Below are 12,834 nucleotides of genomic sequence, written 5' to 3'. Positions count from 1 at the left end.
CCGATCAGGCCGGGGAAGCCCAGTCGACCCGGTAGTCATGGACCCAGTCGAGCGAACCGTGGGGCACCGCGCCGTTCACCTTGGCGGCCGACGCGCGGGCACCGAGCTCGACCACCGCCTCGACCCGCCTCCTGCGCAGCTGTTCGTAGTGGGCGAGGGCCCGCGGCCCGGGCAGATCACGCAGGCACTTGGCCAGGATCACCGCGTCCTCGAGCGCCATCGACGAACCCTGCCCGGACGTCGGTGTCGTGGCGTGCGCCGCGTCACCGACCAGGACCATGGAGCCCCGCCGCCAGGTCGGCACGGTGGGCAGGTCGTGGGTGGGCAGCGCGTACAGATCGGTGTGGGTCGCGCGGATCACGTCGGCCACGAAGGAGGGGGCCTCGGCGAAGGTGTCCAGCAGCCGGTCCGTGAGCATGTCCCGGCCCATCGCCGCCAGTTCGCGCCGGCTCGGCTCCGCCCCCCAGGGCAGGTTGGCGAACCACCACACCTCGCGCCTGCCCGAGGTGGTGTAACCGAAGAAGCCCTTGCGGCTGCGGACGAACCGCAGCTGCGCCGGTTCGCCGGGAGCGTCCACGGCGCGGGCGAAGCCGCCGAGGTTCAGCAGCGGGACGTAGCGTGCGGTCGGCGCGGCCGGGTCGATGACCGATCTCGTCCGGGAGTGGATGCCGTCGCTGCCGATGAGCAGATCGCCCGAGAGGGACGAGCCGTCGCTGAACCGCGCGACCACTCGATCGGCTCCCTCGGCGGTGGTGTCGGCGTCGACCAGCTTCCGGCCGTGCTCGATCCGTGCGCCGCGGGCCACCGCGGCTTCCCGCAGCAGCCCGTACAGTCCGGCACGCCGTATCGGCGCGAAGCCGGACGGGCCGACCGCGCCCACGAGCGATGCCCGCAGCGCGGCCTGCTTGAGTCCCAACGCATCCAGCGCGGCCAGGCCGTTCGGTGCCACCATCACCCACAGCCCGGCGTCCCCGTCCTCGCGGGGGCGGGCTTCACAGATGGTGACGTCGACGCCGATCGAGCGCAGCGCGACCGCGGTGGCCGGCCCGGCCACTCCGCCACCGATGACCAAGGCATGCATGGCCGGTCAGTTCCTCTCTGGTCCGGTCGTACGGGCATGTGCGATGCGCCCGCCGATCAGGTCGGGCAGCGCCGGGTCGAGCCCGTAGCGCACCAGGCAGTCCTGCCAGCCGATGTCGGTGACGCCGTCAAATCCCGCGTCGGTCAGTGCGGCGGCGATCGCGGGCGGAGTGAAGTACGACCGCCACGGCTCGCCGCCCCGCGCCATGGTCTCGGCCTGTGCTCCCCGCGCCGGTCTGCGTCGCGGTGACAGCGCGGAGGGTGGCTGGTTGTAGTCGAAGACCAGCTCGGTCGAGGCGGGCAGTCGGGCCACGAAGCGCGCCGTGTCCAGGAGCGCGTTCCTTTCCAGATAGGGGGCCACGCCCAGCAGCAGGAAGAACGCCGGTACGTGCGGATCGAATCCGGCTGCCACGAGCCCGGATTCCGCGGTCTGCTCGGTGAAGTCGACGGGACAGAACACGACCGTGTCCGGTACCTCGATGCCTGCCTCGGCCAGGCGTTCGCGTTTCCATGTCTGGGTGGCCGGGTGATCGACCTCGAACACCCGCAACGCCGGATTCCGGTTGCGGTAGGCGAAGGTGTCCAGGCCGGCGCCGAGGACGACCACCTGCCGGGTGTGCCCGGCGGCGCGCAGGGCGTCCTCGGCCACTCGCTGGCGCAGTGCCATGAACAGCCGGACCTCGGCGGGCATGGCGCGGGCTCCGGGCGGTGCGGGATCGCTCTCCAGGCCACCGATGATGCGCGCGGCCAAGGGGTCGGTGAACACGCGTGGCGAGTCCGCCACCTGGTGCACGGCGCGGGCGCGCGCCGATCTCAATGCGGTACGGCTGGGCCGGCCCGTCTCCATCACCGATCTCCTCCTGATGTGGTCAACCGCAACTGACGGGCGTGGCTGATCAGCTCCGAGCGTCTGTTGGCCCCGAGCTTGGTCTTGATGGACGCCCGCTGCGCCTCGATGGTGCGTACCGACAGGCCCAGTTCCATGGCGATCTGTCGGTGGGTCAGGCCGTCGGCGATCAGTCCGAGCACCTCGCGTTCCCGTCTGCTCAGCGAGCCGTCGGGACCGGTGCGCTGATCGAGCAGTGCCGCGCCGAGCGTCGGATGGAGGTATCGCCTGCCCGCGGCGAGCGCGTCGACCGCGGCGACGAGTTCGTCGGCGGCAGCGTCCTTGGGCAGGAAACCGTGCGCGCCGGCGGCAAGCGACTTCCGTGCCGATTCCAGGTCGTTGTGCATGGTCAGGATGAGCACCCGGGTGGTCGGCGACACTCTCCGCACGGTGGGCAGGACGCCGAGACTGAGGGTGCCCAGGAAGCTCAGGTCGAGCAGCAGCACGGTGGGCCGGTGCCGCTCCACGTGTGCCACGGTGCTGACCAGGTCGGCCGCCTCGCCCACGATGTGGTAGCGGTCGATGGCGAGCAGTGTGCGGATGCCGCAGCGTACGACCGGGTGGTCGTCGCAGATCAGAATGGTGGGTCGGGGTAGGGGAACGTGCGGCGTCATTGCTGGACCGTCCCCTCCGGTACCGGGTCCCTGGGGAGTACGACGGTGACGAGCGTGCCGGTTCGACGGGACCGGACCGTCAGATGCCCGCCTGCCTGCCGTGCCTGCGCGTACATGGCGGTCAGCCCGAAGTGCGGGCGGGTGGTGGCCGGGTCGAAGCCGTGGCCGTCGTCGTGCACCGTGCAGACCAGCCGGTCGCCCTGTGCGGCCACGCTCACCCAGGCATGTCTGGCATCGCTGTGCTTGACGGTGTTGTGCAGCGCCTCGCGCACGATCCGGTAGGCGATCAGGTCGTTGCCCGGCCGGTGGCCCGTCGCCGCGGTGCGGTCCTCGACGCGGATGCGGACTCCCGTGGCGGACTGGAGTTCCTCCGCGACGGCTGCCAGCGCACTGGGCAGGTTCGGCTGCGCCGGGACGGGTGATGCCACGCCCTCGATCAGTCGGCGGAGGTCGGCGATCTCGCCGTCCAGCAACAGCCGCAGGTCCACGCCGAGTTCGCGGGGCAACGGGCCTTCCTGGGCGAGCGCCCGGTCCAGCCGGATCCGGGCGATGGCCAGCGTCTGCAGGACGCCGTCGTGCAGTTGCTGGGGCAGTGGGGGCGGCGCGCCGTTCATCGCGGGCCCGGGAAGCGTGCGGAGAACAGACAGACCGCGCCGGTCCTGACCGTCTCCACATCGGTGAACCGGGCGCGCAGCTGCTCGTCCAGGTCCTCCGGCCGGTCCGCGAGGTTGTTGAACACCCCGCTGCGGTTGAGCTTGGCCAGCAACTTCGCGGAACGCCGCGTATGGTGCGGGCCCTCGCCGAGGACCGTGCTGCCGAACACCCGCGCACCGGGCCGCAGGAACGGTGCCATGTGGTCGAACGCCACCGCTTTCTGCCGCATCGACCCGGGCAGACAGTGCAGCAGGAAGTTCACGCCGACCGAGTCGAACCGCGCGCCGTCGAGAGCGAAGGGCTTGAACGCGTCGCCGACCAGGGTCTCGGGACCGTAGCGCCTGATCCGGTGCGCGGCGGTGGTGAGCGCGACCTCGTTGAGATCCAGCAGGGTGACCGTGGGCGTTGCCGCGGGGAAGCGGCATTTGTCGAGAAACCAGCCGGTTCCCGGCCCGATGTCGAGATGGGAAGCGCCGACCTGCCGGTTGTAGTGCGCCAGCATGCGGTCACGCGGACAGCGCCACATGAGGCGGCTCATCATGCCGAGTACGAACGTGTCGTAGGCGGCGAGCATCGGGCGCCGGTAGAACGCGGCCGCGGTCTGCGCGCGCGTCTCGATCGGCTCGGGAAGTTCGGTGTGCGCCTGATTCGGTTCCATGTCCTTCGTCCCGGTCAGTCGCGGGTCGCGATGACGAACTGGCCACCGGCCAGGCGGTCGTCGGGCCGTCCGTACAGCGGCCCCAGTGCGCCGCGCTCGGTGGTCTCGATGCTCCAGCCCCGAGCGGCCACCCAGTCCCGTCCCTCGGCGCCGAGTCCGCCGCGGACCATCGTGCTGATCCGGTCGGCGCCGGGCGTGGTCCGTGCGGAGACCGCGGCCCTCGGGTCCGGCCCCGGCTTGTCGGAGTGCTCGAACACCAGCCTGCTGCCCGGCGCGGAGAGCCGTCCGACGTCGTTGACCAGGTGCCGTGCCTGCTCGGCGGTCAGGTAGGGCAGGACCCCTTCGGCGACCCATGCGGTCGGCCGACCCGGGTCGAACGCGCTGTCGGCGAGGCGCGCGGCGAAGTCCCCGTGCGGGTCGGCACGGACCACCGTGCGCGAGCGGCTTGTCGGCAGCGCGCCGGCGTCGGCGAGCACCTTGTCCTTGAAGGCGAAGAGCGAGGGTGTGCCCACCTCGAACACGTCCGCGTCCGGCAGCGGCAGCCGGAAGGCGCGTGCGTCGAGGCCGGCGCCGAGGAGCACCACCTGCGTACAGCCGCCTGCCGCCGCTTCGCACACGAAGTCGTCGACGAAGCGGGTGCGCACCACCCCCCGGGAGTAGAACAGGTCGACCCAGGCGACCAGCGACGCCCACTCGTCGGCGCCGAGCACCGTCTCGGCCGCGTCGACGAACGACTGGGCGTACGGGTCGTGGAACATGCGGTCCGCCCGTGCCGATTCCATGGCTCTGGCCATCGTCACCGCGACCGCGGTGATGCCGACACCGGCCTGCGTATTTGTCGCCGCTGCTGACGCGTTCATTCTCGTCCCCTCACACTTCGGGAAACCAATTGAATAAGTGAAGCAGCGTGCCGGGAGTCGCGTCAATTGATTCGTCAGGCCGTAGACGGGTCATTCGCAGGGGTGGGGCGGACTCATTCTCGGGAACTAGATGATTCGGTTCTCAAGGCCGAATGTATTTCAGCAGACTCCTGCGTAGCCTGAGTTTCAGGTTCGCCGCCCCACGCGAAGGGAATACCCATGCCGATATTCACCATGGACGAGCTGATGGAGATACTCGTCGCCAAAGTCGGACTGCCCCCGTCGGCAGTGACCGACGATCCGAACGGCACGCTGCGCGATGTCGAACTGGACTCGCTGGCGCGGCTGCAACTCAGGGTGGAGATCGAGGACCGCTATGGGATCGAGCTCGAAGGGGACCAGGCGGACACGACCTTCGGCGAGTTGGTGGCGCTGGTCAACGAGGGACTGAGCGAGCACGCGGGATGACCGACGAGCGACGCATCGCCATCACCGGAATCGGCGTGGTCGCGCCGGGCGGCGCCACGCGAAAGGCGTTCTGGCAGCGGATCACCGACGGGCGCACGGCGACTCGCCGTATCTCGCTGTTCGACCCGGCGCAGTTCCGCTCCCAGCTTGCCGCCGAGGTCGACTTCGACCCGCTCGCCGCGGGCCTGACACAGCAGGAGGTGTTCCGCAACGACCGGTCCGTCCAGTTCGCCCTGGTCGCCGCCGACGAGGCGATGGACGACTGCGGTCTGGAGCTGGAGGGCGGCTTCGACCACGACCGGATGGCGGTGTGCCTGGGCAGCGCGGTCGGCGCGAGCACCCGCCTCGAGGACGAGTACGGGGCGACGAGCGACGGCGGCAGGCAGTGGCTGGTCGATCCGGCCTACGGCACCGGCTTCCTCCACCAGGCGTGGATACCCAGCAGCATGGCCGCCGAGGTTGCCTCCCGGTACGGTGCGCACGGCCCCGCCTCGGTGGTCTCCACGGGGTGCACTTCGGGCATCGACTCCGTCGGGCAGGCGTACCAGCTGATCCAGGACGACATGGCGGACATCGTCGTCGCCGGCGCGAGCGACGCGCCCATCACACCGATCTCCATGGCCTGCTTCGACGCCATCGGCGCCACCAGCACCCGCAACGACGACCCCGAACACGCCTCCCGGCCGTTCGACGCGACACGCGACGGGTTCGTGATGGGCGAGGGAGCGGCCGTACTCATCCTCGAGGAGTACGGGCACGCTCGGCGGCGGGGCGCACACATCTACGCGGAGATCCTCGGCTACGCCAACCTGTGCAACGCCTTCCACATGACCGGGCTGCGTCCGGACGGTGCCGAGATGGCCGCCGCGATCGGCAGTGCGCTGGACCAGGCGCGGGTGGATCCCACCGCCCTTGACTACGTGAACGCGCACGGCTCGGGCACCCGGCAGAACGACCGGCACGAGACCGCCGCGTTCAAACTGAGCCTGGGCGCACACGCCTACCGCGTGCCGGTCAGCTCGATCAAGTCCATGGTCGGGCACTCGCTCGGAGCGATCGGCTCCATCGAGGTGGCCGCGACCACGCTGGCGATCGAGCACGACGTGGTGCCGCCCACCGCCAACTACGCCCATGGCGACCCCGAGTGCGACCTGGACTACGTGCCCAACACCGCACGCGACCACCGGGTGGACGTCGCGCTCTCGGTCGGCAGCGGGTTCGGCGGGTTCCAGTCGGCGATCGTGCTGGGCCGGGTGCGCTCATGACCGCCGTGATCACAGGACTCGGCGTGGTGGCTCCGACCGGTATAGGAGCGGCCGAGCACTGGCGCGCCACGCTCGCCGGCAAGCTGGCGGTACGGCCGATCGAGACGTTCGACACCAGTGGCTACGCCACCGGGCTGGCCGGCCAGGTGTCCGGTTTCGACGTGACCGAGCACGTGCCGAACCGGCTGGCCGTCCAGACCGACCGATGGACCTGGCTGGCATTCGCCGCGTCCGGCATGGCCCTCGCCGACGCCGACTACGACCCGTCCGCCCACGATCCGTACGCCACGTCCGTCATCCTGGGCAGCGGCTCGGGCGGCAACGAGTTCGGCCAGCGCGAGATCCAGGCGCTGTGGAGCCGGGGCCGCAAGGCGGTCGGCGCCTACCAGGCGATTGCCTGGTTCTACGCCGCGAGCACCGGGCAACTGGCCATTCGCCACGGCACCAAAGGACCGTGCGGAGTGGTGGTCTCCGAATCGGCGTCCGGCATCGACAGCCTGGGCTGGGCCGACCGGTCGATCCGGCGCGGCACCGGTGCCGTGCTGGCCGGCGGCACCGAGGCACCGATCGCGCCGTACGCGCTGACGATTCAGATGTCCACCGGTCACCTGTCGACCGCCACCGACCCGAAGGCCGGCTACAAGCCCTTCGACCGGGCGGCCAACGGTCATCTGCCGGGCGAGGGCGGCGCGGTGCTGCTGGTGGAGGACGCCGCGGCGGCGCGCGCCCGGTCCGCGCCCGCCGGGTACGGCGTGATCGCCGGATACGCGGCCACCCAGGACGCCCACCACTTCCGGACGGCCGCGCCGGACGGGCACCAGTACGCCCGGGCGATGCGGCTGGCGCTGCGGCGGGCCGGTGTGCGACCCGACGAGGTCGACCTGGTCCTTGCCGACGGCGCCGGTCGCCCGGACGCCGATGCCGCGGAGGCGAGAGCGCTCTGCTCGGTGTTCGGTCCGCGGGGCGTTCCGGTCACCGCGCCGCAGGGCCTGGTGGGGCGCCTGTTGGCCGGTGGTTCGGCGCTCAGTGTGGCCACCGCGCTGCTCGCGATGCGGCACGGTGTCATTCCGCCGGTGGGCAACCTGGACGATCCCGATCCGGCGCTCGGCCTCGACCTGGTGTGCCGACCGCGCGAACGCGCCTTGGACACCGTGCTGGTGACGGCGCGCGGACAGGGCGGATTCAACAGCGCGGTGGTGCTTCGGTCCTGTGACGTCGCGCTCGACGAGGGGGAATCGAACCGCTGAGAAATTCCCCTCGGAGTCAATGATCACTTCGCGCCGGACGAACACGTCGGTGATCGCCCTGGGGCCGGGCCCCAGGGCCTCCGCGTGTGTGCGCCACGGGCCGGTCGGCCGCGTGCGGACGGCACCGGAACAGCAGGTCGAAGGAGACACGGATGACCGGCTCAGGGGCGCGGCCCCGCAGTGACACCCGTAGGCAGATCCTGGAGGTGGCACTCGAACTCTTCGCCGCGCGTGGCTACGAGAGGACCTCCTTGCGTGAGATCGCCGAGCGTCTCGGCGTCACCAAGGCAGCGGTGTACCACCACTTCAAGACGAAGGAGGAGATCACGGTGAGCCTCTGCGAAATCCTGACGCGGCCGATCGAGGAGCTCATCGAGTGGGGCCGGCGGCAGCCGCCCACCCCGGAGGTCCGCCAGCAGCTCGTCCGGCGCTACGGCCGGTCCCTCGCCGATGCCGCGCCACTGCACCGCTTCCTCCAGGAGAACCAGGCGACCGTAAGGGACCTGCGCATCGGCGACATCCTGCGGGACCAGCTGCGCCGCGTGCACGACCTCCTCGTGCCCGCCCAGGGAGACCTCGTGGACCGGGTCCGCTGTCTCAGTGCCCTGCTCACTCTGCAAGCGGGCATGTGCGCCTTCCAGGCCGCCGAAGGGGACGTGGACCAGCGGCACGCGGCGGTCATCGAGGTGGCGGTGGATCTGGTCGCTCAGGCACACGCGGCGGGCCGGATCAGTTGACGGGCAGCGCCGCATAGGCCCGGAAACCGTGAATACAGGCGTACACGGCCAGCTGGGTCCGGTCGCGCAGGTCGAGCGCCCGTAGCAACGAGGAGATGTGCGACTTCACCGTGGGCTTGCCCAGTTGCAGCTGGGCGGCGATCTCCACATTGGCCAGCCCGTGGCCGATCAGGCCGAGGATCTGCCGCTGCCGCGGGGTGAGCTTGACCCCGTTGCCCGGATCGGCCGCGGCCTCCAGGGAGCTGGAGTAGCGCAGTGCGGCCACCAGTTCGCCGGCGACCTGGGGGTCCAGGGCCGCGCCTCCCAGGTCGACCGCCCGGATCGCCTGCACCAGTCCCTGCACCGGGGTGTCCTTGTGCAGGAAGCCCCCGGCGCCGCCGCGGAGCACCTTGATCGCCGCGTCCGGGGCCAGGCTGGCGGAGAGGGCCAGCACTTTCACCGCCTGCTCCACGGTCCGGTTCACCACCTGCCGGGCGAGCATGTTCTCGACGTCGAAGCCGTCCAGGTCCATCAGCAGCACCCGCGGGCGATGGTTCCGCAGCAGCCGGGGACTGTAATGCGCGGTGTCCAATTCGGCAACCACGTCTATGCCCGGCACATTGCGCAATACGGCCATCAGGCCTGCCCGGTACACGCTGGAACCGCTGCACACTCCTACCGGCAACAATTCCTTGGAATCCAGCGCGATATCCATCGGGGCCCCGGGGGTGATGTGGCTGCATGCGGCTTCAGCAGGACGAGAATCGGAGTACGGCAACGTAACCGACATCTTCACGCTCCCTTGTGATTCGCGGCAACCTACACCGGCATGCAATCGGGCGGCGAACTCCTACCTAAAAGATACGGATATCACCGGGGCCCGACTACCCTTACGGGCCCCCTATACCAATGGCATTCGGAGTCGGAAATAGGGCTTCATACGCTCCGGGGCGCGAGGGTGTGCAGCCGGTGCCTGATGTGCTCGGCGACGGCCTCGGGGAAGTCGTTGAGGTAGAAGTGGCCGCCGTCGGCGAAGACGCGGACGTCGGTCGCCGCCTCGGTGTGGGCGGCCCAGGCCTCGGCCTCCTCGACGCCGACCCGGGGGTCGCGGTCGCCGATGAGCACGCAGACGGGGACCGTGAGCGGGGCAGGACCCCGCTCGAAGCGGTAGGTCTCGATGGCCCGGTAGTCGGCGCGCACGGCGGGCAGCACCATCTGGCGCAGTTCCTCGTCGGCGAGGCGCCCGGGGGCGACGCCGCCCAGCGCTTCGATCTCGGCCACCAGGCCGTCGTCGTCGAGGAGGTGCACCTCCTCGACGCGGGCGCGGGACGGGGCGCGGCGTCCGGAGACGAAGAGGGCGGCGAGGGGCTGCGCCCAGGCAGCCGCCGCGAGCCGCCGGGCGACCTCGAAGGCGAGGACCGCACCCATGCTGTGCCCGAACAGGGCGAGGCTCCCCTCAGCGGCGTGCGGCCGCAGCGCCGCCGTGATCCGGTCCGCGAGTTCGGGCACGGACGCGGCCGCGGGCTCGTGGTGACGTTCCTGGCGGCCCGGATACTGCACGGCAAGGACCTCGATGTCCGGCGTGAGCAGCGTGGACAACGGGAGGTAGGACACGGCGGATCCACCGGCGTGCGGCAGACAGACCAGCCGGACAGGGGCTTCGGGCGCGGGGTGGAATCTGCGGATCCACCTGCTGGCGTCCTCGCTGGTCACATCGTCTCCATTCCGGAGCCGCAAGGCCCTCGTGCCATTACCCGGAATGGAAGGCCTCCAACTCCCCGTACACGCCTGTCAGTTCCGACGGGACGCTAGCACTCCGCGCAAATCCCGGGCCCCCTGTCCCCCTTACTCATCACCCCTACTCCTCCCGGCCCCCGAACCCCTAATTGTGGGGTGGAGAATCGCGAGAGGCGCGGCAACGGTGGTGGAATCCTGTCAGGTTCTCCGGGGCGGGCCGACGGCTCGCACTCGCGACTTGTACGAAAGCGCGCACCGACGACACGCTTCGAAGACGGAAGGCGGCGCACATGGCGGCACCCGAGCCCAATGTCATTCTCCAGGGCGGTCCGAGCTCTGTCTCCGAAGAGGAGCGGCTGCGACACGTCGACGACACCGCGGCCAAGGTCAGACTGCTCAGCGGCAACCGCTGGGAGCACTTCGACCCGACCACCCGGATCATCCGGCAGAACGGCCGTGACCTGCTGGTCTTCGTTTGGAGTCGGCACACCTACGTCGCGGAGTGACCGCGCGGGACCACGCAGCACCCCTCTACCTTGGGATGGGATTCGTGAAGGCGCTCATACTCTCCGGCGGTGCGGGCACCCGCCTGCGCCCGATCACACACACTTCGGCGAAACAGCTCGTTCCGGTCGCCAACAAACCCGTTCTCTTCTACGGACTCGAAGCCGTCGCGGCGGCCGGGATCGTGGAGGTCGGGATCATCGTGGGCGAAACCGCCAACGAGATCGAGGAGGCGGTCGGGGACGGTTCCCGATTTGGCCTGAAGGTGACCTATATTCCGCAGGAGGCGCCGCTCGGGCTGGCCCATGCGGTGCTCATTGCACGGGATTTCCTCGGCGCCGACGATTTTGTGATGTACCTCGGCGACAATTTCATCGTCGGCGGTATCACCGAACTGGTCGACGAGTTCCGGACCGACCGGCCGGACGCCCGCATCCTGCTGACCAAGGTCCTCGACCCGAGCTCCTTCGGCGTCGCCGAACTGGACGCCCAGGGGCGGGTCACGGCGCTTGAGGAGAAGCCCGAGCACCCCAAGAGCGACCTGGCGCTGGTCGGCGTCTATCTGTTCACCCCCGCCGTGCACAAGGCGGTCCGGGCCATCGAGCCGTCCCACCGGGGCGAGCTGGAGATCACCGACGCGTTGCAGTGGCTCATCGACACCGCGCACGACGTCCGTTCGACGACGATCTCCGGCTACTGGAAGGACACCGGCAAGGTCAGCGATCTCCTGGAGGTCAACCGGACCGTCCTGGAGAGCACCGAACCACTGGTCGAGGGGACGGTGGACGACGCGAGCGTCATCATCGGCCGGGTCCGGATCGAGACGGGGGCCCAGGTGCGCGGCAGCCGCATCGTCGGGCCGGCGATCATCGGCGCGGACACGGTGGTGAGCGACGCCTACATCGGTCCCTTCACCTCGCTCTCCGAGGGCTGCCGCGTCGAGGATAGCGAGATCGAGTACTCCATCGTCCTGCGGGGCTCGTCCATCACCGGGGTGCGTCGCGTGGAGGCCTCGCTGATCGGCCGCGACGTCGAGGTGGTCCCGGCCCCGCGCAACCCCGCGGCGCACCGTCTGGTGCTCGGCGATCACAGCAAAGTGCAGATCTCGTCATGACCCAACGGATTCTCGTGACCGGCGGCGCCGGGTTCATCGGCTCGCACTACGTCCGCACGCTCCTGGGCCCCGAAGGCCCGGGAGACGTGCACGTCACGGTCCTCGACAAGCTGACCTACGCCGGCAACCCGGCCAACCTCGACGAGGTCCGCGGCCATCCCGGGTTCGACTTCGTCCGGGGCGACATCACGGACGGCGAACTGGTCGCGGCCTTGATGCCCGGGCAGGACCAGGTGGTCCACTTCGCCGCCGAGTCGCATGTGGACCGGTCGATCGACGGGGGCGGCGAGTTCGTCCGTACGAACGTGCTCGGCACCCACACCCTGGTCGACGCCGCGTACCGGGCGGGCGTCACAACCTTCGTGCACGTCTCCACGGACGAGGTGTACGGATCGATCGACGAGGGGTCCTGGCCGGAGACGCATCCGCTGGATCCCCACTCCCCCTATTCCGCGTCCAAGGCGTCCAGTGATCTGCTCGCGCTCTCCTACCACGGCACGCACGGCCTGGACGTCCGGGTGACGCGCTGTTCCAACAACTACGGGCACCACCACTTCCCCGAGAAGGTCGTCCCGCTGTTCATCACCCGGCTCCTCGACGGGGGGAAGGTCCCGCTGTACGGCGACGGGAGCAACATCCGTGACTGGCTCCACATCGACGACCACGTCCAGGGGATCGAGCTGGTGCGGACGAAGGGCCGGGCCGGGGAGATCTACAACATCGGCGGCGGCACCGAGCTCTCCAACCGGGACCTGACCCGGCTGCTCCTGGAGGAGTGCGGGGCCGACTGGGACGCGAGCGTCGTACACGTCCCCGACCGCAAGGGCCACGACCGGCGCTATTCGGTGGACTGCACCAAGATCCGCGAGGAGCTGGGCTACGTCCCGCGCAAGGACTTCGCGACGGGGCTCGCGGAGACGGTGCGCTGGTATCGCCAACACCGTGACTGGTGGGAGCCGTTGAGGGCCAAGGCCGCCCTCTGAGGGTGCGGCTGGTGTGCGGACGCCCGCCCGGGGATTCCCCGGGCGGGC

General features: G+C 70.1%; 15 protein-coding genes. 7 read left to right on the top strand and 8 right to left on the bottom strand.

All coding sequences use genetic code 11. From position 1 onward, the window contains the following. Positions 1-4: 4 nt before the first annotated feature. From ABZ953_RS30045 to ABZ953_RS30020, 6 genes are read right to left on the bottom strand one after another with little or no spacing between them, the layout of a single operon-like run. Positions 5-1,081, bottom strand: a complete 1,077-nt coding sequence (locus tag ABZ953_RS30045; protein ID WP_361730229.1) for an FAD-dependent monooxygenase — start codon at positions 1,079-1,081, stop codon at positions 5-7. A 6-nt stretch (positions 1,082-1,087) separates the two neighbouring features. Then, positions 1,088-1,927 (bottom strand): SAM-dependent methyltransferase, encoded by an 840-nt coding sequence (locus ABZ953_RS30040; RefSeq protein ID WP_361730226.1) that lies wholly within the window; start codon positions 1,925-1,927, stop codon positions 1,088-1,090. Continuing rightward, positions 1,927-2,580, bottom strand: coding sequence for a response regulator transcription factor (locus tag ABZ953_RS30035; RefSeq protein ID WP_361730223.1), 654 nt, complete (start codon positions 2,578-2,580; stop codon positions 1,927-1,929). The genes ABZ953_RS30040 and ABZ953_RS30035 overlap by 1 nt, the downstream gene beginning before the upstream one ends. Then, the gene (locus ABZ953_RS30030) at positions 2,577-3,194 is read right to left on the bottom strand and encodes an ATP-binding protein (RefSeq protein ID WP_361730220.1); all 618 of its coding nucleotides are present in this window, start codon (positions 3,192-3,194) and stop codon (positions 2,577-2,579) included. Before ABZ953_RS30030 ends, ABZ953_RS30035 begins: the two co-directional genes overlap by 4 nt. Further along, complete coding sequence (locus ABZ953_RS30025; RefSeq protein ID WP_361730217.1) at positions 3,191-3,892, bottom strand: class I SAM-dependent methyltransferase; 702 nt, start codon at positions 3,890-3,892, stop codon at positions 3,191-3,193. The genes ABZ953_RS30030 and ABZ953_RS30025 overlap by 4 nt, the downstream gene beginning before the upstream one ends. A gap of 14 nt (positions 3,893-3,906) precedes the next feature. Further along, entirely contained in the window at positions 3,907-4,752 is an 846-nt protein-coding gene (locus ABZ953_RS30020; RefSeq protein ID WP_361730214.1) for an SAM-dependent methyltransferase, read from the bottom strand. 219 nt (positions 4,753-4,971) lie between these two features. On the opposite strand from ABZ953_RS30020, the gene ABZ953_RS30015 reads away from it, so the two are divergent. The 4 genes from ABZ953_RS30015 to ABZ953_RS30000 all read left to right on the top strand — a co-directional run bounded on the left by ABZ953_RS30015 (position 4,972) and on the right by ABZ953_RS30000 (position 8,469). After that, positions 4,972-5,220 (top strand): acyl carrier protein, encoded by a 249-nt coding sequence (locus ABZ953_RS30015; protein ID WP_361730211.1) that lies wholly within the window; start codon positions 4,972-4,974, stop codon positions 5,218-5,220. Then, complete coding sequence (locus ABZ953_RS30010) at positions 5,217-6,485, top strand: beta-ketoacyl-[acyl-carrier-protein] synthase family protein (RefSeq protein WP_361730208.1); 1,269 nt, start codon at positions 5,217-5,219, stop codon at positions 6,483-6,485. Before ABZ953_RS30015 ends, ABZ953_RS30010 begins: the two co-directional genes overlap by 4 nt. Further along, positions 6,482-7,732 (top strand): beta-ketoacyl synthase N-terminal-like domain-containing protein, encoded by a 1,251-nt coding sequence (locus ABZ953_RS30005; protein WP_361730205.1) that lies wholly within the window; start codon positions 6,482-6,484, stop codon positions 7,730-7,732. Before ABZ953_RS30010 ends, ABZ953_RS30005 begins: the two co-directional genes overlap by 4 nt. A gap of 152 nt (positions 7,733-7,884) precedes the next feature. Continuing rightward, complete coding sequence (locus ABZ953_RS30000; protein ID WP_361730202.1) at positions 7,885-8,469, top strand: helix-turn-helix domain-containing protein; 585 nt, start codon at positions 7,885-7,887, stop codon at positions 8,467-8,469. On the opposite strand, the gene ABZ953_RS29995 is transcribed toward ABZ953_RS30000, so the two are convergent. Next, the gene (locus tag ABZ953_RS29995; protein ID WP_361730199.1) at positions 8,462-9,163 is read right to left on the bottom strand and encodes a response regulator transcription factor; all 702 of its coding nucleotides are present in this window, start codon (positions 9,161-9,163) and stop codon (positions 8,462-8,464) included. The two genes, ABZ953_RS30000 and ABZ953_RS29995, sit on opposite strands and share 8 nt — an antisense overlap. 221 nt (positions 9,164-9,384) lie before the next feature. Beyond that, positions 9,385-10,161, bottom strand: a complete 777-nt coding sequence (locus ABZ953_RS29990; protein ID WP_361730196.1) for an alpha/beta fold hydrolase — start codon at positions 10,159-10,161, stop codon at positions 9,385-9,387. Between the two features lie 314 nt (positions 10,162-10,475). On the opposite strand from ABZ953_RS29990, the gene ABZ953_RS29985 reads away from it, so the two are divergent. Genes ABZ953_RS29985 through rfbB form a run of 3 tightly spaced genes read left to right on the top strand, consistent with a single transcriptional unit; the run spans position 10,476 to position 12,786 of the window. Next, a complete protein-coding gene (locus ABZ953_RS29985) occupies positions 10,476-10,691 on the top strand; it encodes a DUF5988 family protein (RefSeq protein ID WP_361730193.1) in 216 nt (71 codons plus the stop codon). A 44-nt stretch (positions 10,692-10,735) separates the two neighbouring features. Next, positions 10,736-11,803, top strand: a complete 1,068-nt coding sequence (locus tag ABZ953_RS29980) for a glucose-1-phosphate thymidylyltransferase (protein WP_361730190.1) — start codon at positions 10,736-10,738, stop codon at positions 11,801-11,803. Next, a complete protein-coding gene (rfbB, locus tag ABZ953_RS29975) occupies positions 11,800-12,786 on the top strand; it encodes a dTDP-glucose 4,6-dehydratase (RefSeq protein WP_361730187.1) in 987 nt (328 codons plus the stop codon). Before ABZ953_RS29980 ends, rfbB begins: the two co-directional genes overlap by 4 nt. Positions 12,787-12,834: the final 48 nt, after the last annotated feature.

The organism is Streptomyces sp. NPDC046465, assembly GCF_040646035.1.
In the GTDB taxonomy this organism is placed as follows: domain Bacteria; phylum Actinomycetota; class Actinomycetes; order Streptomycetales; family Streptomycetaceae; genus Streptomyces.
Note: the sequence above shows the minus strand (reverse complement) of the source record. Positions and strands in the feature narration are given on the sequence as shown.